The 19,708-nt window shown below is 28.8% G+C and carries 20 protein-coding genes and 2 tRNA genes; 17 read left to right on the top strand and 5 right to left on the bottom strand.

The genetic code is table 11. The features are described from left to right. Window positions 1–32: 32 nt before the first annotated feature. From B4A23_RS11990 to B4A23_RS11980, 3 genes are all read right to left on the bottom strand, one after another. Window positions 33–2,435: an outer membrane beta-barrel family protein gene (locus tag B4A23_RS11990; RefSeq protein WP_291120333.1), complete on the bottom strand. Its 2,403-nt coding sequence runs from the start codon at window positions 2,433–2,435 to the stop codon at window positions 33–35. 128 nt (window positions 2,436–2,563) lie between these two features. Then, window positions 2,564–2,926, bottom strand: coding sequence for a hypothetical protein (locus B4A23_RS11985; protein WP_286513164.1), 363 nt, complete (start codon window positions 2,924–2,926; stop codon window positions 2,564–2,566). Between the two features lie 54 nt (window positions 2,927–2,980). Beyond that, window positions 2,981–4,222, bottom strand: a complete 1,242-nt coding sequence (locus B4A23_RS11980) for a MutS-related protein (RefSeq protein WP_291120330.1) — start codon at window positions 4,220–4,222, stop codon at window positions 2,981–2,983. Between the two features lie 101 nt (window positions 4,223–4,323). Between B4A23_RS11980 and B4A23_RS11975 the strand changes: the two genes are divergently transcribed. From B4A23_RS11975 to B4A23_RS11935, 9 genes are all read left to right on the top strand, one after another. Further along, window positions 4,324–4,749, top strand: coding sequence for a VOC family protein (locus B4A23_RS11975; protein WP_291120328.1), 426 nt, complete (start codon window positions 4,324–4,326; stop codon window positions 4,747–4,749). A 75-nt stretch (window positions 4,750–4,824) separates the two neighbouring features. Continuing rightward, window positions 4,825–5,865 (top strand): o-succinylbenzoate synthase, encoded by a 1,041-nt coding sequence (locus B4A23_RS11970; protein WP_291120326.1) that lies wholly within the window; start codon window positions 4,825–4,827, stop codon window positions 5,863–5,865. Continuing rightward, a complete protein-coding gene (locus B4A23_RS11965) occupies window positions 5,862–6,473 on the top strand; it encodes a DUF1684 domain-containing protein (RefSeq protein WP_286513176.1) in 612 nt (203 codons plus the stop codon). The genes B4A23_RS11970 and B4A23_RS11965 overlap by 4 nt, the downstream gene beginning before the upstream one ends. 1 nt (window position 6,474) lies before the next feature. Continuing rightward, window positions 6,475–7,497 (top strand): AMP-binding protein, encoded by a 1,023-nt coding sequence (locus B4A23_RS11960; RefSeq protein ID WP_291120324.1) that lies wholly within the window; start codon window positions 6,475–6,477, stop codon window positions 7,495–7,497. Between the two features lie 143 nt (window positions 7,498–7,640). Further along, the gene (locus B4A23_RS11955; RefSeq protein ID WP_291120322.1) at window positions 7,641–8,774 is read left to right on the top strand and encodes a DUF4932 domain-containing protein; all 1,134 of its coding nucleotides are present in this window, start codon (window positions 7,641–7,643) and stop codon (window positions 8,772–8,774) included. Window positions 8,775–8,787: 13 nt separating this feature from the next. Then, the gene (locus B4A23_RS11950; protein ID WP_291120320.1) at window positions 8,788–9,951 is read left to right on the top strand and encodes a sensor histidine kinase; all 1,164 of its coding nucleotides are present in this window, start codon (window positions 8,788–8,790) and stop codon (window positions 9,949–9,951) included. A gap of 2 nt (window positions 9,952–9,953) precedes the next feature. Continuing rightward, window positions 9,954–10,652, top strand: a complete 699-nt coding sequence (locus B4A23_RS11945; RefSeq protein ID WP_291120318.1) for a LytR/AlgR family response regulator transcription factor — start codon at window positions 9,954–9,956, stop codon at window positions 10,650–10,652. Between the two features lie 60 nt (window positions 10,653–10,712). Beyond that, on the top strand, window positions 10,713–11,585 hold the full coding sequence (locus B4A23_RS11940; protein WP_291120316.1) for a tetratricopeptide repeat protein: 873 nt from the start codon (window positions 10,713–10,715) through the stop codon (window positions 11,583–11,585). A 236-nt stretch (window positions 11,586–11,821) separates the two neighbouring features. Next, on the top strand, window positions 11,822–12,202 hold the full coding sequence (locus B4A23_RS11935; RefSeq protein WP_291120314.1) for a hypothetical protein: 381 nt from the start codon (window positions 11,822–11,824) through the stop codon (window positions 12,200–12,202). Between the two features lie 50 nt (window positions 12,203–12,252). Here the strand turns inward: B4A23_RS11935 and B4A23_RS11930 are convergent, their stop codons facing one another. Both B4A23_RS11930 and B4A23_RS11925 read right to left on the bottom strand, forming a co-directional pair. Continuing rightward, window positions 12,253–12,591, bottom strand: coding sequence for a hypothetical protein (locus tag B4A23_RS11930; protein ID WP_180906084.1), 339 nt, complete (start codon window positions 12,589–12,591; stop codon window positions 12,253–12,255). A gap of 114 nt (window positions 12,592–12,705) precedes the next feature. Next, window positions 12,706–13,458 carry a tetratricopeptide repeat protein gene (locus tag B4A23_RS11925; RefSeq protein ID WP_038337013.1) on the bottom strand — a complete coding sequence of 251 codons (753 nt, stop codon included), beginning with the start codon at window positions 13,456–13,458 and terminating at the stop codon, window positions 12,706–12,708. 78 nt (window positions 13,459–13,536) lie between these two features. Here B4A23_RS11925 and mce point away from each other — a divergent pair, with 78 nt between their 5' ends. The 8 genes from mce to B4A23_RS11885 all read left to right on the top strand — a co-directional run bounded on the left by mce (window position 13,537) and on the right by B4A23_RS11885 (window position 19,555). Further along, window positions 13,537–13,935 (top strand): methylmalonyl-CoA epimerase, encoded by a 399-nt coding sequence (gene mce / locus B4A23_RS11920; RefSeq protein ID WP_180906086.1) that lies wholly within the window; start codon window positions 13,537–13,539, stop codon window positions 13,933–13,935. 76 nt (window positions 13,936–14,011) lie between these two features. Further along, window positions 14,012–14,085: transfer RNA gene (locus tag B4A23_RS11915), tRNA-Ile, on the top strand. A gap of 661 nt (window positions 14,086–14,746) precedes the next feature. Next, window positions 14,747–14,820, top strand: a tRNA-Ile gene (locus B4A23_RS11910). Window positions 14,821–15,076: 256 nt separating this feature from the next. Continuing rightward, window positions 15,077–16,261: a site-specific integrase gene (locus B4A23_RS11905; protein ID WP_291120311.1), complete on the top strand. Its 1,185-nt coding sequence runs from the start codon at window positions 15,077–15,079 to the stop codon at window positions 16,259–16,261. 30 nt (window positions 16,262–16,291) lie between these two features. Further along, window positions 16,292–16,990 carry a hypothetical protein gene (locus tag B4A23_RS11900; RefSeq protein ID WP_291120309.1) on the top strand — a complete coding sequence of 233 codons (699 nt, stop codon included), beginning with the start codon at window positions 16,292–16,294 and terminating at the stop codon, window positions 16,988–16,990. Window positions 16,991–17,066: 76 nt separating this feature from the next. Then, window positions 17,067–17,363 carry a helix-turn-helix transcriptional regulator gene (locus B4A23_RS11895; protein ID WP_291120307.1) on the top strand — a complete coding sequence of 99 codons (297 nt, stop codon included), beginning with the start codon at window positions 17,067–17,069 and terminating at the stop codon, window positions 17,361–17,363. A gap of 159 nt (window positions 17,364–17,522) precedes the next feature. Then, window positions 17,523–18,446, top strand: a complete 924-nt coding sequence (locus B4A23_RS11890; RefSeq protein WP_291120306.1) for an AAA family ATPase — start codon at window positions 17,523–17,525, stop codon at window positions 18,444–18,446. 251 nt (window positions 18,447–18,697) lie between these two features. Then, on the top strand, window positions 18,698–19,555 hold the full coding sequence (locus B4A23_RS11885; RefSeq protein ID WP_291120304.1) for a toprim domain-containing protein: 858 nt from the start codon (window positions 18,698–18,700) through the stop codon (window positions 19,553–19,555). Window positions 19,556–19,708 lie beyond the last annotated feature (153 nt).

Genomic DNA, 19,708 nt, shown 5'->3' with positions numbered 1-19,708 from the left:
TTGTTCAGGTTTTATTCATTCAGGAATAAATTTTAACCATTTCCTCCACCACTGCTTTGTTCTTGGTTAGATTTTGAACGTTCTATATTAAACTGTTTTCCGAAATTGTAACTAATTCCAATACGATACATTCTGAATGGTTGACTAATACTTGTGCTGACTACGTCGTTTGATACATTTGTGTAAGTTCCATTTCTATTTTCGAAAAGGTTAGAGATATTTGCCGAAAGTTGCAATTTCTTATTAAATACCATTGCTCTTAATCCTATATTATGGCGCATAAAATCTCCAGATTTCTCCAAACCATCTGTACTTTTAGTGTAATATGAATATGTATAATTCGCAAAAAGTGTTTTCTTTTTATTTAAATCTAAATTATTTGTAATTCTAAATTCCCCATTCATTCCATCCAATGTATAATTCATTTCCGGAATTTTACTTGTTGTTTTACGATAGAAAACATCTGCCGAGGCATTTATTTTCCACCATTTATAAGGTTTTATATTAATGTTTTCACTTAGACCAATACTATATGTTTTTCCAATATTATAAGGCTTAGAAAGTGTAATCTTTGTATCAGGATCTTTTATGCTTACTTGCTCAAAAAGATCGTTCGCATTACGGTAATACAAACTCGTTACCAATAAATCTTTGTAAGCATGTTCTAACTCAAAATTATTTGAATTAGAAGGTGTTAAACTTGGATTACCTTCCGAATAACTATATTCATTTTGTTTCGTTCTTCTCGGATTTAAAAACCAAATATATGGACGATCCACACGACGACTATAGTTTAAAGTAAATGAATGATTTTCTGAAGATTGATACATTAAATAAGCAGTTGGATATAAGCCATCGTAAGTTTTTTCGTAATTATCTTTCGGATCTTCCATAATACTTTTCACTTGTGCATGCTCATAACGTAAACCAACTTTTCCTGTTAACTTTTCGCTCAATTTTTTTTCTATCGAATAGTATAAGGCATAGACATTTTCCTTGTATTTGTATTTGCTTGCAAAATCAGTATCTTCATGGAAATCATTATTCGGATTAAGTTTTAAAAATCGTTGATTTTCTGCTTCATCTGTTGCCCAACGTAAACGTGTTCCATAATTCATCTTCCACGAATTAATAGGATGCTCCATATCGATACTTGCATTGAATCGGTTTGAAGAACCATTATTTAAGCTGTAATTATTTTGGTATTTACCAGGAATTTCTGTCCAATTAGGATTAAATTCATTGCTGATATTTTTGAGATTCATGTCATTTTCATTGTTCGAATAATCAAAATCGAAGGTTAACTTTTGTCCATCCGTTTTGAATTTTTTAATGATATGGTAATTCAATCCTAGATAATTCCAATTCCACTTTCCACCATCTCTATTCGTTGTCATATAACGATTTGTTGTGTTATTTTCTAAATCGAAAATATCAAAGATCGAACCTCCTTTATTTTTTCCTTCACTCTTCGAAATATTAAAATTGAAACCTGTGATTAAATTGTCATTAATTTGATAATCGACTCCAATTCGACCGCCATAATAATTATTTTTATTTTTATTGATGTCATCCGAACTCCATTTTTCGTCGGGATACAAAGTCGTATTTTTACTTTTATCATACCAATTTCCTGCACCGTTGTAAATATTAGAAGTTAAGGTCCATTTTCCTTTGCGGTAATTGATATTTCCACTCAAATTAAATCCACCGTATTTTTGCTGATTGTACGAAGTAGAAATAGAACCATTCATGCTATCTTGTTTTGCATTTTTCAATACAATGTTGATGATTCCACTGTTTCCTGTCGCATCGTATTTGGCTGGAGGATTTGTAATGACTTCAATTTTATCAATATCTTCTGTTCGAATGGTTTTCAGATAATTTGCCAATTGTTCACTACTCATTTGCATTAATCGGTCATTAATCATGACGCTAACCGAGCCTTTTCCAATAATAGAAATAGCGTCTGTCGCTTCTTCCACCTTAATACGAGGAGCAAGTTTCAACGCATCCAAGGCATTTCCTCCTTTTGCACCTTCTGCTTGATCGACATTGAAAATTAATCGGTCTACTTTCTTTTCAACTAATTTTTTTTGTCCTGTTACAACGGCTTCCGTTAACGTTACATTTTCATTTTTTGGAACTAAAATAACACCTAAATCAGTATTTTTAGTAACTTGTAGCGTAACTGAATGTAACGTAACACCAGCTTCTTCTATTTTGAAAGTATACGAACCTTCATCTAAAACTACTGAGAAATGTCCATTTTCGTCTGTAGAGATTTCATCTACAATTTTATCACCCTGCGAAATCACAACATCTGCTAAAGCTACAGGTGTTTGATTGGTGAATTGAATAATTCCTTTTACATCTTGTTGTGCATACGTTTGAATTACTGCAATGCAAACAATAGGAAAAAAGTATTTTTTCATAGTTATTAAGTTATTAAGTTATTAAGTTATTAAGTTATTAATAAGGCGCAACAACATTTGAAAAGTTACATGGCTAAATGTTAAATAATTCTTAAATATATTTAATGTGAAGTATGATTGATAAAAATTTAAAAACTGTTAATTTTATAATCAACAAAAACGGTATCATTTTTAATAATTATTTGCATATTTTTATCTAAAGGTTTACCATTTGTAAAATATCCAGTATTAATAGATTTAGTTAGATTATTAATTTTATATGTTAATTGATAGGATCCATCACCATGAGAAATATTGTTCATATCAAGTACATTATTGAAATTTTTCCCTTTTTCAATTTTTTTTACATATATAAATGAATTTTCAGCAGAAAATTTTACGTTTTCTATTTTAAAACTAGAATCATTTATTATTTTAATCTTGATTCCTTTTTTATACGTACAAGATGTAATTAAAAACAATAATATTATTAATTTGAGATTTTGTTTCATAAAAGTGCTTTGAAAAACAAAGTAAAAAGTTATTTATTAATTTTAAAACATATTTTATAATAATTTTTCTAATCCTTCTTTTTCAAAAATTAATTGTCCAACTCGAATGTCGGAAGAACCATTTTTTATTTTGTAGGTATAAATTGGCAAATTATCTTCAATAATACATTCCAAATGCAGAAATTCTGTGTTATCAAGTTGTTGTAATTCGTCCAGAATTTCATTGAGATGTGTTGAAATAAATGTCAAGGTATTTTGATGTGAATCTAGACCTTTTATTGTTTTTGTTAACAAATTTGTCGCATCAATCGAATTTGTTCCACTAAACAATTCATCGAAAATAGCGAAACTATAACCTGCTTCTTTACTCGAAATGAGATAATTTTTTAGGTTCATAATTTCATTCATAAAATGACTATATCCTTTCAACACATTGTCTGTATGATCGATATTGATACTTATAGTTTGATAAAAAGGAATTGTTGCTGATTTGCATGGAACTGGAAGTCCAAGATTTCCCAAATAACTACAAAAAGCAATTGCACGAAAAAAAGTTGATTTTCCTGACATATTTGCACCTGTTAATACAACAACATTTTTAGAAGTTTTGAAATTATTTTTGACAGGATTTTTGAGTAATGGATAATAAAAATCAACTAAATCGAGTTCGTTTTGTGGTGAAATAGTCGGGAAAATAAATTGATGTTCAATTACTTTTAAACTAATAGATAAATATGCTTCGAAGAGATGAAGTTGCTCGAAAAATGAATTGATTTGTGCTTTGTTTTCAATCAATAAATCGTTTGCATTTAGAATTTCCTTGCTCTTAAATTTTCTATTTCGAATGAATTGATAATTTTTTTCCGTTTCAATTGACATCAATGTAGCAATCATATTGTCTAATAGATTTCGAAATTTAGTTGGAAACAATTGTACTTCTAACGATTGCAAAAACGTATAAATTTTATTGAAGAAAATATAAAGTTGTGTTAGCGAACTTTCGAGCGTAGATTTAACAGATGAATAGAATTTTATCTTTAGAAAATCGACTGATTCAACGTTATTTATTGTATTCAAAACCTCGTTGTATTCCGTTTTAGAATAATTGTAAAGTGATTTTCCTTTCACTTGTTGTGTAAAACCTTTGATAATATTTTGCCTATCCATCACCTCTTGTAATGTTTTCGGTTTTGTATTCAATAATTGGAGTAACGTCGAACGTGAATTATAATTCAACGTCATATTAAAAAGAGGTAGAATATCTTTATCTACATTCAAATTATCAATGTTCATCATGGTTGGCAACTATTTCTATTGAAACTATTTTTCAAGATAATCATATTTGATTAAATTACTGAACAAAATAGGATTTAACATCAATTTAAAAACTACACAATATGAAAAATGAAATTTATCCGTGTCTCTGGTTTGATGGACAAGCGCAAGAAGCTGCAAATTTTTATTGTTCGATTTTTCCTAATTCAAAAATTATAACAAATAATCAGATGGTGGTTATTTTTGAGTTGAATGGGAAAAAGTTTATGGGATTGAATGGAGGTCCAAATTTTAAGTTTAATGAAGCGACTTCATTTGTTATTGATTGTGAAACGCAAGAAGAAATTGATTTTTATTGGAATAATCTTACTTTGGATGGAGGAGAAGAAGGGAATTGTGGCTGGTTAAAAGATAAATTTGGTCTTTCTTGGCAAGTTGTGCCAACTGTTTTACCAAAACTTTTGAGCAATCCAGAAAAAGCTCAAAGCGTGATGCAAGCGTTTATGAAAATGAAAAAGTTTGATATCGCTGCATTGGAAAATGCTTAATTGGTAGGAAAATTTTGCTAATTATTTCTCCTAAAACTACTTTCGGAGCTCATCATATTTGACTAAATTTGAAGTATGAAAGCAAGTTTTGAACCTTATATTTTGAAATTCAAAAATCCAAGCGGTACTTCGCGCGGCGTTTTGACAGAGAAATTGACCTATCTTTTTACATTAGAAGAAGATGGGAAAGAATATGTTGGTGAATGTGGATTGTTTAAAGGATTGAGCTTTGATGATCGTCCTGATTATGAAGAAAAATTGCAATGGGTTTGTGACAATATTGACTTAGGAGTTGATGAATTGTGGCGTGAATTGCGTGAATGGCCTTCGATTCAGTTTGGTGTAGAGCAGGCTTTTCAGAGTATGTTTGCGAATCGTTACAATGAAAATTATACAGATAAATTGAATCCAGATTTGTACGAATCGGCTTTTTCGACAGGGGATCAAGGTATTCAGACTAATGGTTTAATTTGGATGGGTTCGATTGATTTTATGCGCGAACAAATCAAAGAAAAATTAGCGATTGGTTTCAACTGTATCAAGCTGAAAATCGGTGTTGATTGGGGAAATGAACACAAGATTATTCAACAATTAAGACAAGATTTTTCTGCAGATCAATTGGAGTTGAGAGTAGACGCGAATGGAGGTTTTACGTTTGAGGAAGTAAAAGTAGTGTTGCAACAATTGGCTGAATTAAAAATACATTCGATTGAACAACCTATCAAAGCTGGACAAATCGATTTGATGACGGAATTATGTGCTAAAACACCAACCCCAATTGCCTTAGACGAAGAATTAATTGGAATTGTTCATCAAGAAGATAAATTCAAATTATTAGAAAAAATCAAACCGCAATATATTATTCTAAAACCAAGTTTAGTTGGTGGAATTAGAGGTTCGTTGGAATGGATTAATGCGGCAGATACTTACGAAATCCCGTTTTGGATAACGTCTGCTTTGGAAAGTAATATAGGCTTAAATGCTATTGCACAATGGACAGCGATTTTATACCCAGAAATGCCACAAGGATTGGGAACAGGAGGTTTGTTTACAAACAATTTCCCAAGTCGATTAGAATTAAGAGGAGAATATTTATTTCGAAACAAATTAGCATGAATAAATTAATTATCGCATTTTTTGCAACAATCGTTTTAATGAGTTGTCACACGACAAAAAAAACAATTGATTTAGTTACAATTCAAAAATATCAAACCGAATTGGCGACTTTTTATACTGATCCTAAAACGACGCCATTGGTAGACGAAGAAAAAACGAATTTCAAAGGGATTACATTTTTTCCGATCAGTGAAAAATATATTGTGAAAGCGAAATTTACGCCAATCAAAGATGGAAAGGTGATTCCGTTTCCTACTTCTGCGAAGAAAATCAAAAATTACAAAGAATACGGAACGGTGACGTTTATGTTGGATAATGTTGAGCAAACGCTGACGGTTTATCAATCTTCACCAATTATGGAGAAATATGCAGACAGCTTGTTTTTACCTTTTATGGACGAAACAAACGGCGTGACGTCTTATGGAGGTGGACGTTATTTGGATTTGACTACAAAAGATTTGGGTACGACAGCCAATGAAATTACGTTAGATTTTAACCAAGTGTATAATCCATATTGTGCATACAGCAAACATTACAATTGTCCGATTCCGCCAGCAAATAATGTGTTAGATGTAGAAATTAATGCAGGTGTAAGTTATCATAAATAGAATGTTGTATTTAGATTTTTCTCAACCTAATTTTGATGTCAACGCTATTGAAGTTACCAATGAATTTGAGCAGTCGGTTAAAGATTTTTTGGTTGAATGGTTTTCTGATTCTGAGGTGATGATTGCGCATACTTCGGGTTCTACTGGAACTCCGAAAGAGATTATCTTGACCAAAGAAAATATGCGTAAAAGTGCGAATATGACGGGAAAATATTTGCATTTAGAGAAAGGGAATTCGGCTTTATTGGTGATGCCTGTTACTTATATTGCCGGAAAATTAATGTTGGTTCGTTCAGTAGAAATCGGTTTGAAATTGATTTGTATGCAACCAACTTCGCATATTTCTCTGGATGAAATTAACCGTGAAATTTTGCAAGGTTTTACTTCGATTGATTTTGTTGCGTTAACGCCTATGCAAGTCGAAAATTCGATTGATTTTGTTTCGAAATGTCAAAAGTTAATTATCGGTGGAGCGCCTCTTTCAGGGAAAGTGAAACAAGAATTGTTTGCTTTTGAGAATGAAGTCTACGAAACGTATGCAATGACGGAGACGATTACGCATATTGCGTTTAAACAAGTTGCGAATCAAAAATATCCTAATGCAGAACAAGTTTTTGAAGCATTTGATGAGGTAACGATTTCGCAAGATGAACGCAGCTGTTTGGTGATTGATACCCCTTATGATGGATTGCAAGTTGTAACGAATGATATCGTTGAAATCGTTGATTCGCGTAAATTTAACTGGATTGGACGAGCGGATAATGTGATTAATTCGGGCGGAATAAAATTATTTCCAGAACAAATAGAAAATAAGCTGAAACCGTTCATTGATTCTGATTTTTATATCACTTCAAAAACGGATGAATTATTAGGTCAGAAATTAATTTTAGTGGTAGAAGGAGAGGAGAGGAGCTTGGATTTTTCTTTGGCAGATTTAACCAAATATCAAGTTCCGAAAGAAATTATTTTTATTCCTACATTTCCTCGAACGGAAAGTGGTAAAATAAAAAGACAACAGTTTTAAGCATAAATAAAATCATCAAGCAATTGGTGATTTTTTTGTTTATCGGGAAAAAATAAGTTTCTATCCGATAAGAAATAGACTTCATCGATAATAATTTCATTTACTTTTTTAACAACTTAGATTTGGTTAAAAATGTATAGAATATGAAAAAAGTAAGTGTAATTTTTATGTTTTTATGTTGTTTTCAGATTGCTTTATCTCAAGATAAAGAAGTGAACTTTGATCAAAGCTACATTCAAGCAAATAATGGACAAACGACAATTGAAATTAATGAAATGCAAGAGTTAGTATATTTGATACTTGCTTTAACTGAAACAGCTAATAATCCCAATATCATTAATCAAACAACTCCTTATTATCAAGAAATTTTGACAGATTTTAAATCATTTTCTTCTCATGAAATTGTACAAGCTTTTGACAAAGAACTGAAAATAAATCTTGTTAATTTTATTTTACTACCAGCAAATGCATATGGATTCAAGTTTGAGGGAGAAAAAATAGTTGCGACAAATGTGTATATTTTCCCAGCTAAGGGAATTGGTAAATTTGAAGTGAAAGAAAATCCAATTTTAGGTTATATTGATCAATTAGAAGATTTTTCGAAGAAAACAAAATTTAGATCTTTTTATAAAACTCATCAAGCTTATTATGATTCTTTGAAAACAGCATATAAGAATTTTGCAGCCATTGAAAATCAGAAAAATTGGTTAGAACAGAAATTTGATACATCTATTAATAGTTATCGTGTTTTAACTTCTCCATTAATTGGAAGTATAAATGCAACACATACTTTTCAAGATAATGGCTTTAAAGAGATTTTACTTTTTTTACCTACTATTCGTTCAGACAAAGATTGGTCAGCATTATTCCAAAAAGCTATGAATACACGCATTATTTTTACTGAAATTGACCATAATTATGTTGGCCCAGTAAGTGAAAAAAATAGTGATAAAATCAATTCAATTTTTGATAAACGTCATATTTGGGTTGATGAGACAAATAAAGGAACAGCTCATTATCCAACTCCTATTAAGATTTTTGATGAATATTTGACGTGGGGATTGTTTGTGTTGTATGCATATGATACATTTGAAAATAATAGCGAAGTTTTAGAACAATCGATACAAAATGTAAATGATGTGATGGTAAATAAGAGAGGATTTATCAAGTTTAAAGAGTTCAATGAGTTTTTATTAAACCTTTATCAGAAAAACAAAGGAAAAAAGATTGAAACGTTGTATCCGCTATTGTTAGAATGGTCATCTAAACAATTATAATTTGAGCAATTTTATGACACGAAAAGAAACGTCAAAAGGTTATTTTTATACCAAAATAGAACACTTCGATTTCGAAAAGTTTTATACTAAAAAGATGCGTTTTAGTTTGCATTTTTTGATGTGGAGTGTTTTTGGCATTTTATTGATGATTACCTATCAATTGGCCTATCATTTAACTTTTTTTGAAGCTTTAATGATGACGGTTCGAATGACGTCTGTTAATATGAGTGTGTTTTACATTTTTTTCTACCTTATTTTTCCAAAATTTATTTACTTAAATCGATTCAATTCGATTATATACCTGTTATTAAGTTGTATATTTTGTGGATTTTTATGGCTTTTTGTGACTTATTTTTTTTCTAAATTATATGTGCTTTTAGGAATAGATATTAGCAGTGGAGAATTAAAAGGAGTAATTTCTATGAGTGCTAATCAACCATTAAGAGAAGCTATTTCTCCCAAACGTCTGCTTTCTCAAGCAATGATTATTTTTGCAAATTTATCTCCCTTTTTCTTTTTTAAATTGTTGTTCGAAATTTTTAGAGTTTACAATAGAGTGTTGAAAATTCAGAAACAGAAAGCGAGTTTAGAAATAGAAAAAATCAATATTGAAAGAGATTTTTTGAAAGCACAGTTGAATCCCCATTTTTTGTTCAATACGCTAAATAATTTATATGGATTAACCATCAAAAAAGATGATACTGCCCCCGAAATGATTCTAAATCTTTCCGAAATAATGAGTTATACATTGTATGAATCTGATACTGATAAAGTGCAATTATCGAAAGAGTTAACTTTTGTGCAAAATTATTTTGAATTAGAAAAAATGCGTTATCCAAATAAAGAGAATATCACTTTAGAATTACCAAATTATGATTGTTCAAGTTTTATGATAGCCCCTTTATTAACATTTACTTTTATCGAAAATGCTTTTAAATATGGATTAAAAAACAAAAAGAATCCTTTTTTACATTTAAAAATTGAACTAAAAAACAACGTATTTGTTTTTCATCTTCAGAATGATAAAATGATTGAAGAGATGAGTCATAAAGCTGGAGGTATTGGAACTGAAAATGCTAAAAAACGTTTGCAACTTCTTTATCCATCTATGCACCATCTAACAATTCATGATAAAGAAACTATATTTAAGGTGAAATTAATGATCGATTTGAATTAATTATGAAAAAATTAGCTTGTATCATTCTTGATGATGAACCGCTTGGAAGAGAAATTATGGAGAGTTTTTCTTCGAGAATCTCTTTTTTAGATGTTAAAAAATCATTTGATGATCCGATAGAAGCTATGTTGTTTCTACAAGACAATCCAATTGATTTACTGATTACCGATATCAATATGCCTCATCTAAATGGAATTGAATTGGTGCAGTCTCTTCGTTATCCACCTTCAATTATTTTTGTAACAGCTCATCGTGATTTTGCATTAGCTGGTTTTGACTCTGGCGCTATAGATTATTTGGTGAAACCTGTTCGTTTTGAACGTTTTTTAACAGCTGTAAATCGAGTGAAGGAACGACAAAAAGATATTGAAGATTATAAAACATCTGTTCGTGATTTTGTATTTATTAAAGCAAATGGAAAATTAGAGAAAATTATTTTTAATGATATCATTTACATTGAAGCACAAGGTGACTACTTGAAAATTGTTACAAAAAAAGAGATTTTAACTACTTTGTCGACGATGAAATCATTCGAAAAAGATTTAGATTCTTCTAGATTTTTACGTGTTCAACGATCATTTATCGTTAATGTATTGATGATACAATCTTTTTCAGGTCATATAATAGAATTGGAAAATGGAAAACTGATTACTATTTCAGGTTCAAAGAAAGACGAATTATTTAAAATTCTGGGTGTTTAGAAAACGAACTTTGTTAACTACTAAAAATAGCTTAATTTTAGCACTACTAAAACTTATACTGTGGATTACAATCGACTTTTTAATGATATTTTTTTCTTGATTTTTGATGATGAAATGGATGAAAATCAATATCCAATTTGGAAAAGTTTTTCGTTTATTCACAATCCGATTCAGCAATTAATTAAAGCACAAGATTTATTAAATCAGTTGCTTCACGAATATCCAAAAGATAAAAAAGCACTTTTTCTGAAAGGAGTTGTTCAGCGCAATTTAAACTTCAACGAAGAATCGATTTTGTATCTTTTAGAAGCGAAAAAGGAAGATTATTACTTGTATGCGACTAATTTTTACATTGCCGAATATTATATTCATAAATTGAAATTTGAGGAAGCACAAAAATATTTGAAAGAGATTGAAATTGTGTATCCTACAAATCAACGTTTTCTTTTCTTATCGATTTTAGTGAGTTTGGAATTGTTTGAGTTTGAAGAAGCTAAACGATATTTAAATATTTTATATCAATTGGTCGAAGACAAACAAGTTTTAGAATTATTGAGTAAAAACCTTCAGATTACCGAAGAAATTGTCTTGAAAACCACAAATCGACTGGTCTTAAAAAACTTCAAGTTGAGAAGTTTTAATTATAATCTTCAGCTTAAAACAAATTTGATTGCTTTTTATAAAAATTTCGCTGATATCGGGGTTAATTTTAATGGAATCAATTGTTTTATTATGGCACTTACCTTAAAGCAAATTACGTTGTATCCTACGTTTCATAATCTTGAACTTTATAATGTTCAAACGATTTTAGATTACATTGATGTTGATAAAAAAGGCGTGCAAATGCGCTTAGAAGACATTGATTTTGAACATGATTTTGTCAAAAATTACCATGAATATTTAGAAGTCGAAATTTTATTGAAAGAAGATTAGTTTTTAACACTTTTATAATCCCCTCAAGGTGATATTTTGTTATGATGCGATCTTGAAACGAGTTCAAGATGACAATTTAGTAAATGCAATTAAGTTAGAAAATAACGTATTTGTCAAGCTAGATTTAGTTCAGTTTCGCATGTGTTGAGGAAGATTTTCTATTGAAATGATAAATAGGTAACATGAATAAAAGTGGACAATCAGAAAAAAACTTTAATTTTGCCAAAATTTATAAGATGGAATTTGTTCAGGATAAGGAAGAAGTTTTTGATAATGTCGAGTTGTTTTTGGAAAGTCTAGAGGTTGGAACGGATGAAGAAAAAAAGAAATCGATTCAGTTAATCAAAAAATCGAAAACATTTTTGGTGATTGATGCGGATGAGGTGATGGTTTTTGTGCCAAGTACGTTTATTGGAATTAAAGAAAATAACATTCAGCAGTTTACAGGGAAGTTATTGGAGCACGAAACCAATCCTGTTCTCACGAAATTGTTTGGTTCTACACCGAAAATTGATAAAACTTTGGACGAATTATTTTTAGATTTTTGTGATGAAATAGAAATTAATCGCAATGATGTTGGGCTTTCGCGCGACTATTGGATTATAAAAGATATGTAAAAAAAAAGAGCTTTTCATCTACAACTGAAAAGCTCTTTTTTCTTAAAAGGCTAAAGAATAACATTGATTTCTGCTTTGCAAATGGGTTTTATTCCAGCCAAAGCGCCATCAATTTCGCACTTTAATAATCCGCTTCCGCCACCATAATGATGAATTTGCTTTATCGTAGGGAAATAAGTGCTTATCCATTCCTCCATTTTCTCTACCTCCGAAGCACCAATTCCACTACTGTATAATATTATTTGGATATTGTTTGTTGATACATATCCTTTTAATTCTTCTTGTGAGCAGGTACAAAATGCCTTCCAGTTTTCATTCTTGTTGATGACACGTTCCAAAGTGTCTACAATTTCTTTGTTTTTACCATAAACGGCGATTTGTACTTGCATATCAGATTAATTTTAAAGCAAAGTAACGACACAACGCATGGTCTAACATTGATTTACGATAAGAAATGAAAAGACATAAAAAAAATCGTTCCAATTCGAAACGATTTCTATGTTTTATTGTTGATTTTCTAATTGCGCTAATCTTTCGGCAGCCAAATAAAATTCAGGATTCAACTGCAATGCTTTTTTGTATTCTTCTACAGCTTCGGCTTGTTTCTCAAATTTTTCTAAGATTGCGCCTTTATTGTAATATGACAAGAAATGATTTGGATTTAATTCGATTGATTGATTAAAATCGTTTAATGCATTTTCTAAATCATTCAACACAAAATAAGTATTTCCTCTGTTGTAATACGATAAGAAATGTGGTTTCATTTCGATCACTTTCGAATAATCTTCGATTGCTTTATCCAATTGTTGCAATTGATCGTAACAAAATGCACGGTTGTGGTAACATGATTCGTAATCTGGATTAATTTCTAAAGCTTTATTGAAACATTCGATAGCCTCATCGTATTTGTTCAAATTCATCAACACATAACCTTTTTGGTGATAAGCTACAAAGCTTGCTGGATCAATTTCGATCACTTTATCAAAGTTTTCGGCTGCTTTTGTTGGATTATATTGATTGAAATTTGCCATTCCTCTGTAGAAATAGAAGTTAGGATTTTTATCATCTAATTCAATTGCTTTATCAAAATCTTTGATTGCATCTGTATTTTGTTTCATGTAATATTGGCTCAATCCACGACCGAAATATGAATTTGCCACTTCTATTTGACGCTTAATCGATAATGTAAAATAATCAATCGCTTTTCTATACTGACCTTTGCGGAGATATTGACTCCCATCTTCATAAAAACTCATAGTTCAATATTACAACAAACTCTTTAAATTTTAAATAAAAAATTTTAGAAAAGTTTATCTTTACGCAAAACAACACACATGAAAATAGAACATTTAGGGATTGCCGTAAAAGATTTGGGATTATCGAACGAATTATTCGAAAAATTATTGGGAAAAGCGCCTTATAAAGAAGAAGCAGTGGAGTCGGAAGGTGTGAGAACCTCTTTTTTTGAAGTAGGTGAATCGAAGATCGAATTGGTCGGTTCTGAAAAAAATGATAGTGCTATTGAAAAATATTTAGAAAAAAATCGCGAAGGAATTCACCATATTGCTTTTGGCGTAGATGATATCGAAGTCGAAATAGAGCGTCTTAAAAATCAAGGGTTTACTTTTATTAATGAAACACCAAAATTGGGAGCAGATAATAAGCGTATTGTTTTTTTACATCCTAAAACAACAAATGGCGTATTGGTAGAGCTTTGCGAAGATGTAAAATAATTTTGAAGTTCAAAAAAATAGCTTTAATATTGCAAACGAATTAGGTGATAGCTTCCTTTTTATTGCTTAATTCTCTGGTCCTATAACTCAGCTGGTTAGAGTAGCTGACTCATAATCAGCAAGTCCTTGGTTCGAGCCCAAGTGGGACCACAAAAGCACCTTTTTAAAGGTGCTTTTTTTATTTAATTATGCTGATAATTAATGATTTATAGTTTTTGTTACATTTTGAAATCACCATTTTTCACTATTGTTTTGATATAATTTTGATATAAATAATCACTATATAAATCTTGTCATAATTTATCTTTAATCTTTAAAGCTGCTTATATAATTTTTGGTATTAATAATATTTAGTAGGACAAAAAAGTAAATGGATATTAAGTTTTTGATGATAAATTATATTCTACTATTATTTAGACAATTCTCTTCCTTATCTTTCCTAATATGCTTTGAAACTATGAATCCTCTAATTTATTCTAAAATGGCTAAAATCATTCTAATTAAATGAATGAGGATTGTCTCCATGTATCTAGAATTGTATTGTCACTCCAATTTCGATTAATTTATTCTTTTAATGTTTTAATATTTAATCTAAACAAGTTTCAAATAGAATATTATTTATGCTTGTTTTAAAACTAAATGTGCTAATTTTTAGTAATATAAATAGCGTGTTAAGAATAATTACACCATTATTATATTGTAATTGAATTTGTTGTAAAAAATATCAAAATTCTTTTATTTTTAACTTGTTTTTTATGTTTTAGATTTTATATATTTGCATTCACAATAAAGGGAATTATTCTTTTATTTTGGTCCTATAACTCAGCTGGTTAGAGTAGCTGACTCATAATCAGCAAGTCGTTGGTTCGAGCCCAACTGGGACCACAAAAGCACCTTTTTAAAGGTGCTTTTTTTATTTAATTATACTGATAATTAATGACTTATCATTTTTACCACATTTTAAAATTACCATTTCTTTTGATATAATTATTTTGATATCACTGATTTTATAATTTATATCACTGAATTTTATAAAAAGATTCATAAAAAATATTAAAATTCACTATTTTACCCCATTTTTCTTAGCCCAATTCTAAATAACGATTTATACCTATTTCAACAATTAGTTTTGAAAAAAACTATGGCACAAATGAAAATCAGTTTAGTTTTTAACAGAATTAAAAGACTAAATCAAAATGGAAAGGGTTTAATACAGATTTGTTGTTACTTAGATGGAAAACGAACTTATTTTTCAACTGGAGTACATGTAAAACCTGATGAATGGGATCAGAAGTATTCTATTGTTAACAATAAAAATGGTGATTATGAAGAATTGAATGAAGAAATTGATCGACAGATTTCTGAGTTAAAAGAATCAATTAAATTCAAAAAGCAAAAAGGAGAATCTGTTACCCTAAAAAAGTTAAAGGAAGTAAAGGATGAAAAGATTTATACTTCTTTTTATGATTTTATGGAAGATCAAATTGAAAAGAGAAATTTAAATGAAGCAACAAAAAAAACTCAACGAAGAACATTAAGTGTATTAAAGGAATTTAAAAAAGAATTATTATTTAAAGACATAGATGTAATTTTTTTGATGAATTTTCAAAGATATATAGAGCTAAAAGGTTTGAAAACTAATTCAGTTTACAAGTATTTTAAGAATATTAGAACATATGTAAATTTAGCGATAGTAATGGATTTTATGGAGAATAATGATTATCCATTCAAAAAATTTAAATTAAAGCAAGTGAATGGAAATCGAGATTTTCTAACACCCGATGAATTAATAAAATTAGAAAATCTGGATTTATCTAATGATCCAATATTAGAAAAGGCTAAAGATATTTTTCTTTTCTCATGTTATACTGGACTTAGGTTTTCTGATATTGTAAGATTAGAAAAGAATTTTTTTAAAAGTATAAATAATATTATTTGGCTTGATACTGATTTATTAAAATCTCAAATTAATAATGATATAACAACAAGAAAAAATATTAAGCTACCGTTAGATAAATTATTTAATGGAAAAGCCATTAATATATATGAGAAATATAAAGATGAAAAGAAATATCTATTTGATGACTTTTCAAATACAGAAATAAATGAGCATTTAAAAACGATTAACAAAAAGCTTAAATTGGATAAAAAAATTACTTTCCACGTTGCACGACATACCTGTGCTACAAATCTAATTTATCATGGAGTACCTATTACTACAGTGCAGAAAATTCTTGGACATGAAAAGGTTGATGTTACGCAGTTATATGCAAAAGTTTTGGACGTAACATTATTAAATGATTTAGATAAGATAGATTTTGGGTAAATAGTTATATTTACATTATAGTAATGTAGTATGATAGAAGTTAAATCGAAATATTATTTAAATAGAGATGTAAAGCCAATTAACAATAAATTCTATAAAGTTTATTTTAGGTTTAATTTAAATGGTGTCAATCATAGAGTAAAATCACAAATGATTAATTATCTTGAGAAGACAGAAGATCTTGAAAATCTTGAAAACCTAATTGTTTTAGAAACTAAATATGTAAATACTCTATTAAATGAATATGGAGAAAATTATAAGTTTAAAAATTTCGAGAATGATGTTTATAATTTAAACACAAATTTGTTTGATTATTACATATCAGAAGATGAATTATTTTTAAAAAATAGTATTATCAAATATAAAAAACCTATAAATATTTATGGAGATTTATATATTAATAATTTAGTTTCATATTTAATTAAAACTTCTAATCTTAATAAAAAATTTTTATTCTATTCTATTAATAGTTTTGGTACTATTATAAATTTATATAAAAATGAAATTCCTGTGGAATTTATTGAAGATAAAAATATTAAGGATTTTGTTAATTCTTGTAATAATATTCTTGAATTTTCTAGTAAAAATAAGACAAATGTATATAAATGGTTTTTTGAATTCCAAAGACTAGATTATCAAAAAAAATATAGTAAATCAAGTTTTAATCTTCTAGATACATTCTGTAAAATAATATATAAAGATATCTTTGATAAAGATTATGAATGTTAAATAATAAAAAAAGGGGCAAGATATTTTTATTCTTGCCCCTTTTTTTATATATTTACTGTACAATAATTTAAATATTATGTCATTAAATGAACTACAAATTACTACAGTTACTGTTCCTAAGATGGAATGGGACAAATTATTAAACACAATGGATGTGTTAAACGAAAAGGTTTCAAAACTTGTTACTAAGCATGACAAGGAGTTGCTTACTAAAAAAGAAGTGATGCAATTATTGAAAATCGGAAGAACAACTTTGGATCGTTATATCGATGAAGGTATATTGACAGAAGTAAAATTAGACAAAGGGAAAAGAGGTTACATTAAGTATTCTCAAATAACAGACCTTATGCACAAAGAAAATAAAAAGCGTTAAATCCAAAAGAGGATAACACTTTTTATTATTTTGCCCTAATGGACATTCTAGCAAATCAAAGTTAGGGCATTTTTTAATAATTAAAAAACAATTTTTATGTCCAAAAGTAACTTTGGCGATTCAATATCTGAATCGCATGGGAAATCCTATTTCAAAACTATGCAATTAACAGATTGGCTAGTAGCTGCAAAATCTCTTAATAAAACTCAGCCTTTATTCGGTTCTATATGGCATACAGGTGAACTTGCTATAGTATTTGCAGATACAGGATTAGGTAAATCAGTATTAATTTATAGCTTATTTGATGCAATTACTTCAAATTGTAACTTTCTTAATCTTGCTACAACCTTTAAAAAAGGACTTTATTTTGATTTTGAATTAAGTAGTCAATCTATTTATAACAGATATTCAAATTCATCCAATGATACGATATATCCTTTTAACTCTAATTTTATACGAGCAGAGATTAATTTAGATAGTATTAATTTGGCAAATTCATCCTCTGGGAATAATATATTAAAATACATTGAAGGCGAGATCATCAAACAAAACGCAGAAGTAGTTTGTATTGACAATATTTCGTTTATAGCTACAGATAATGAAAAATCTCGTTTTGCAACACAACTAATGAAAGGATTGTTGCAATTAACTAGAAAGAATGGATTATCAATACTCGTATTAGCACACGAACCTAAAGAAGATAAATTTTCCAATAAAATAACTCTTAATCGACTAGCAGGTTCAAAAGCATTATCAAATTTTGCTGATACAATCTTTGCTCTTGGTAAATCAAGTATATGGGGTTTAATCTATTTAAAAGAACTTAAAAATCGTAATCGAGAGATTATTTATCATGAGAATAATGTTATGGTACTCGAGAGAATAAAAAAAGACAACTTTCTAACATTTGATTACGTCAGATTCGATTCAGAAAATAATATGATAGAATTCAATCCAAGTGATGAAAGAAATATGAAGATTTTAGAAATGAAAAACAGAGGTGTTTCAAACGTCAAGATTGGAGAGGAGTTCAAAATTTCTGAAACAGCTGTGCGTAAAATTTTAAAAAAGTTGCAAGAGTAAAATGGTTCGAATTGGTTCGAGGTAGTTTTTATAAATAAACCCTTTATACAAAAGCCTTTCAGAAGATTTTTTAACAAATTCGAACCTCGAACCACATTTTCCAAACTTTTGAAAATCTATATAGAATTGAAAAGTAAGGTTCGAGGTTCGAATTAGAGGTTTTTTGCATAGAAATCCAATGATAGATTGACTTCTGAGTGATTTTAGCCTCGAACTTTTCTCGAACTAACTCGAACCTAAATAGAGTAGTTATGACTTGTAAAGAAATCAATGAAAATTATAGTATCGTTGAATATTTATCTAAAATAGGTATTCAACCAGCAAAGATTCGAAATGAGATTTATTTTTATTTCAGTCCTTTCAGAGAGGAAAAAACTTCATCTTTCAAAGTGGATATGAGAATTAATAAATACTACGATTTTGGTGAAGGAAATGGAGGAAGTTTAGTTACACTTATTAAAAGATTAGAGAAGATTTCTATTAAGGAAATAGTTTATAGATATTCTAATAATTCTTTTTCTTTTCAGAAGCTTGACCAAATTAAAATTCAAAGTATAGTTGAATATAGTAGAATAGAAATTTTAGAACGTAAACCCGTATATAGTTATGTTTTGAAATCTTATCTGAAACGACGTGGTATAATTTCGAGAAATGCTTATCAATATTTAGTAGAAGTTACATTTAAAATAAAAAATTGTAAACCACAATTTGCATTAGGATTTAAAAATTTAGATGGGAATTTTGAACTCAGGAATTTAATTTTTAAAGGATCGAGTGGGAAAAATTTATCAATCATTCTATCAAATTTTGATGACAAAAGAGTTTTTATTTTTGAAGGGTTTTTTGATTTTTTATCTTTTTTAGAGATCAATAATTATCCAAATTTCAATTACATAATTTTAAATTCAACTGCTAATCTTTCAAAATTATTTGACTATTTATTTAATGGGGATTTTGAAGAAATTCACCTCTATTTAGATAATGATTTGAGTGGAAATAATTGTACAAATGAAATTATATCGAGATATAATTCTAGTGTAATTGATCATAGAATTGAATACAGAAATTTCAATGATCTGAACGATTTTTTGATTAATTCTATAAAGTAATTCTTCTGTTTGAAAATTATGAAAGTATAATCGAATAGGAGGTTATTTAATATTAAAAAGATAGCAAGCGGTGCCTTTTTGGGACACATTTTACTATGTACATATCCCAAAAAGACAGGCTTGCTCTACGAGGTTGATTTTTTATTGAAAGTT

It is taken from the genome of Empedobacter sp. UBA7248 (assembly GCF_002472945.1).
GTDB lineage: Bacteria > Bacteroidota > Bacteroidia > Flavobacteriales > Weeksellaceae > Empedobacter > Empedobacter falsenii_C.
This window is presented reverse-complemented; position numbering and strand designations above follow the sequence as displayed.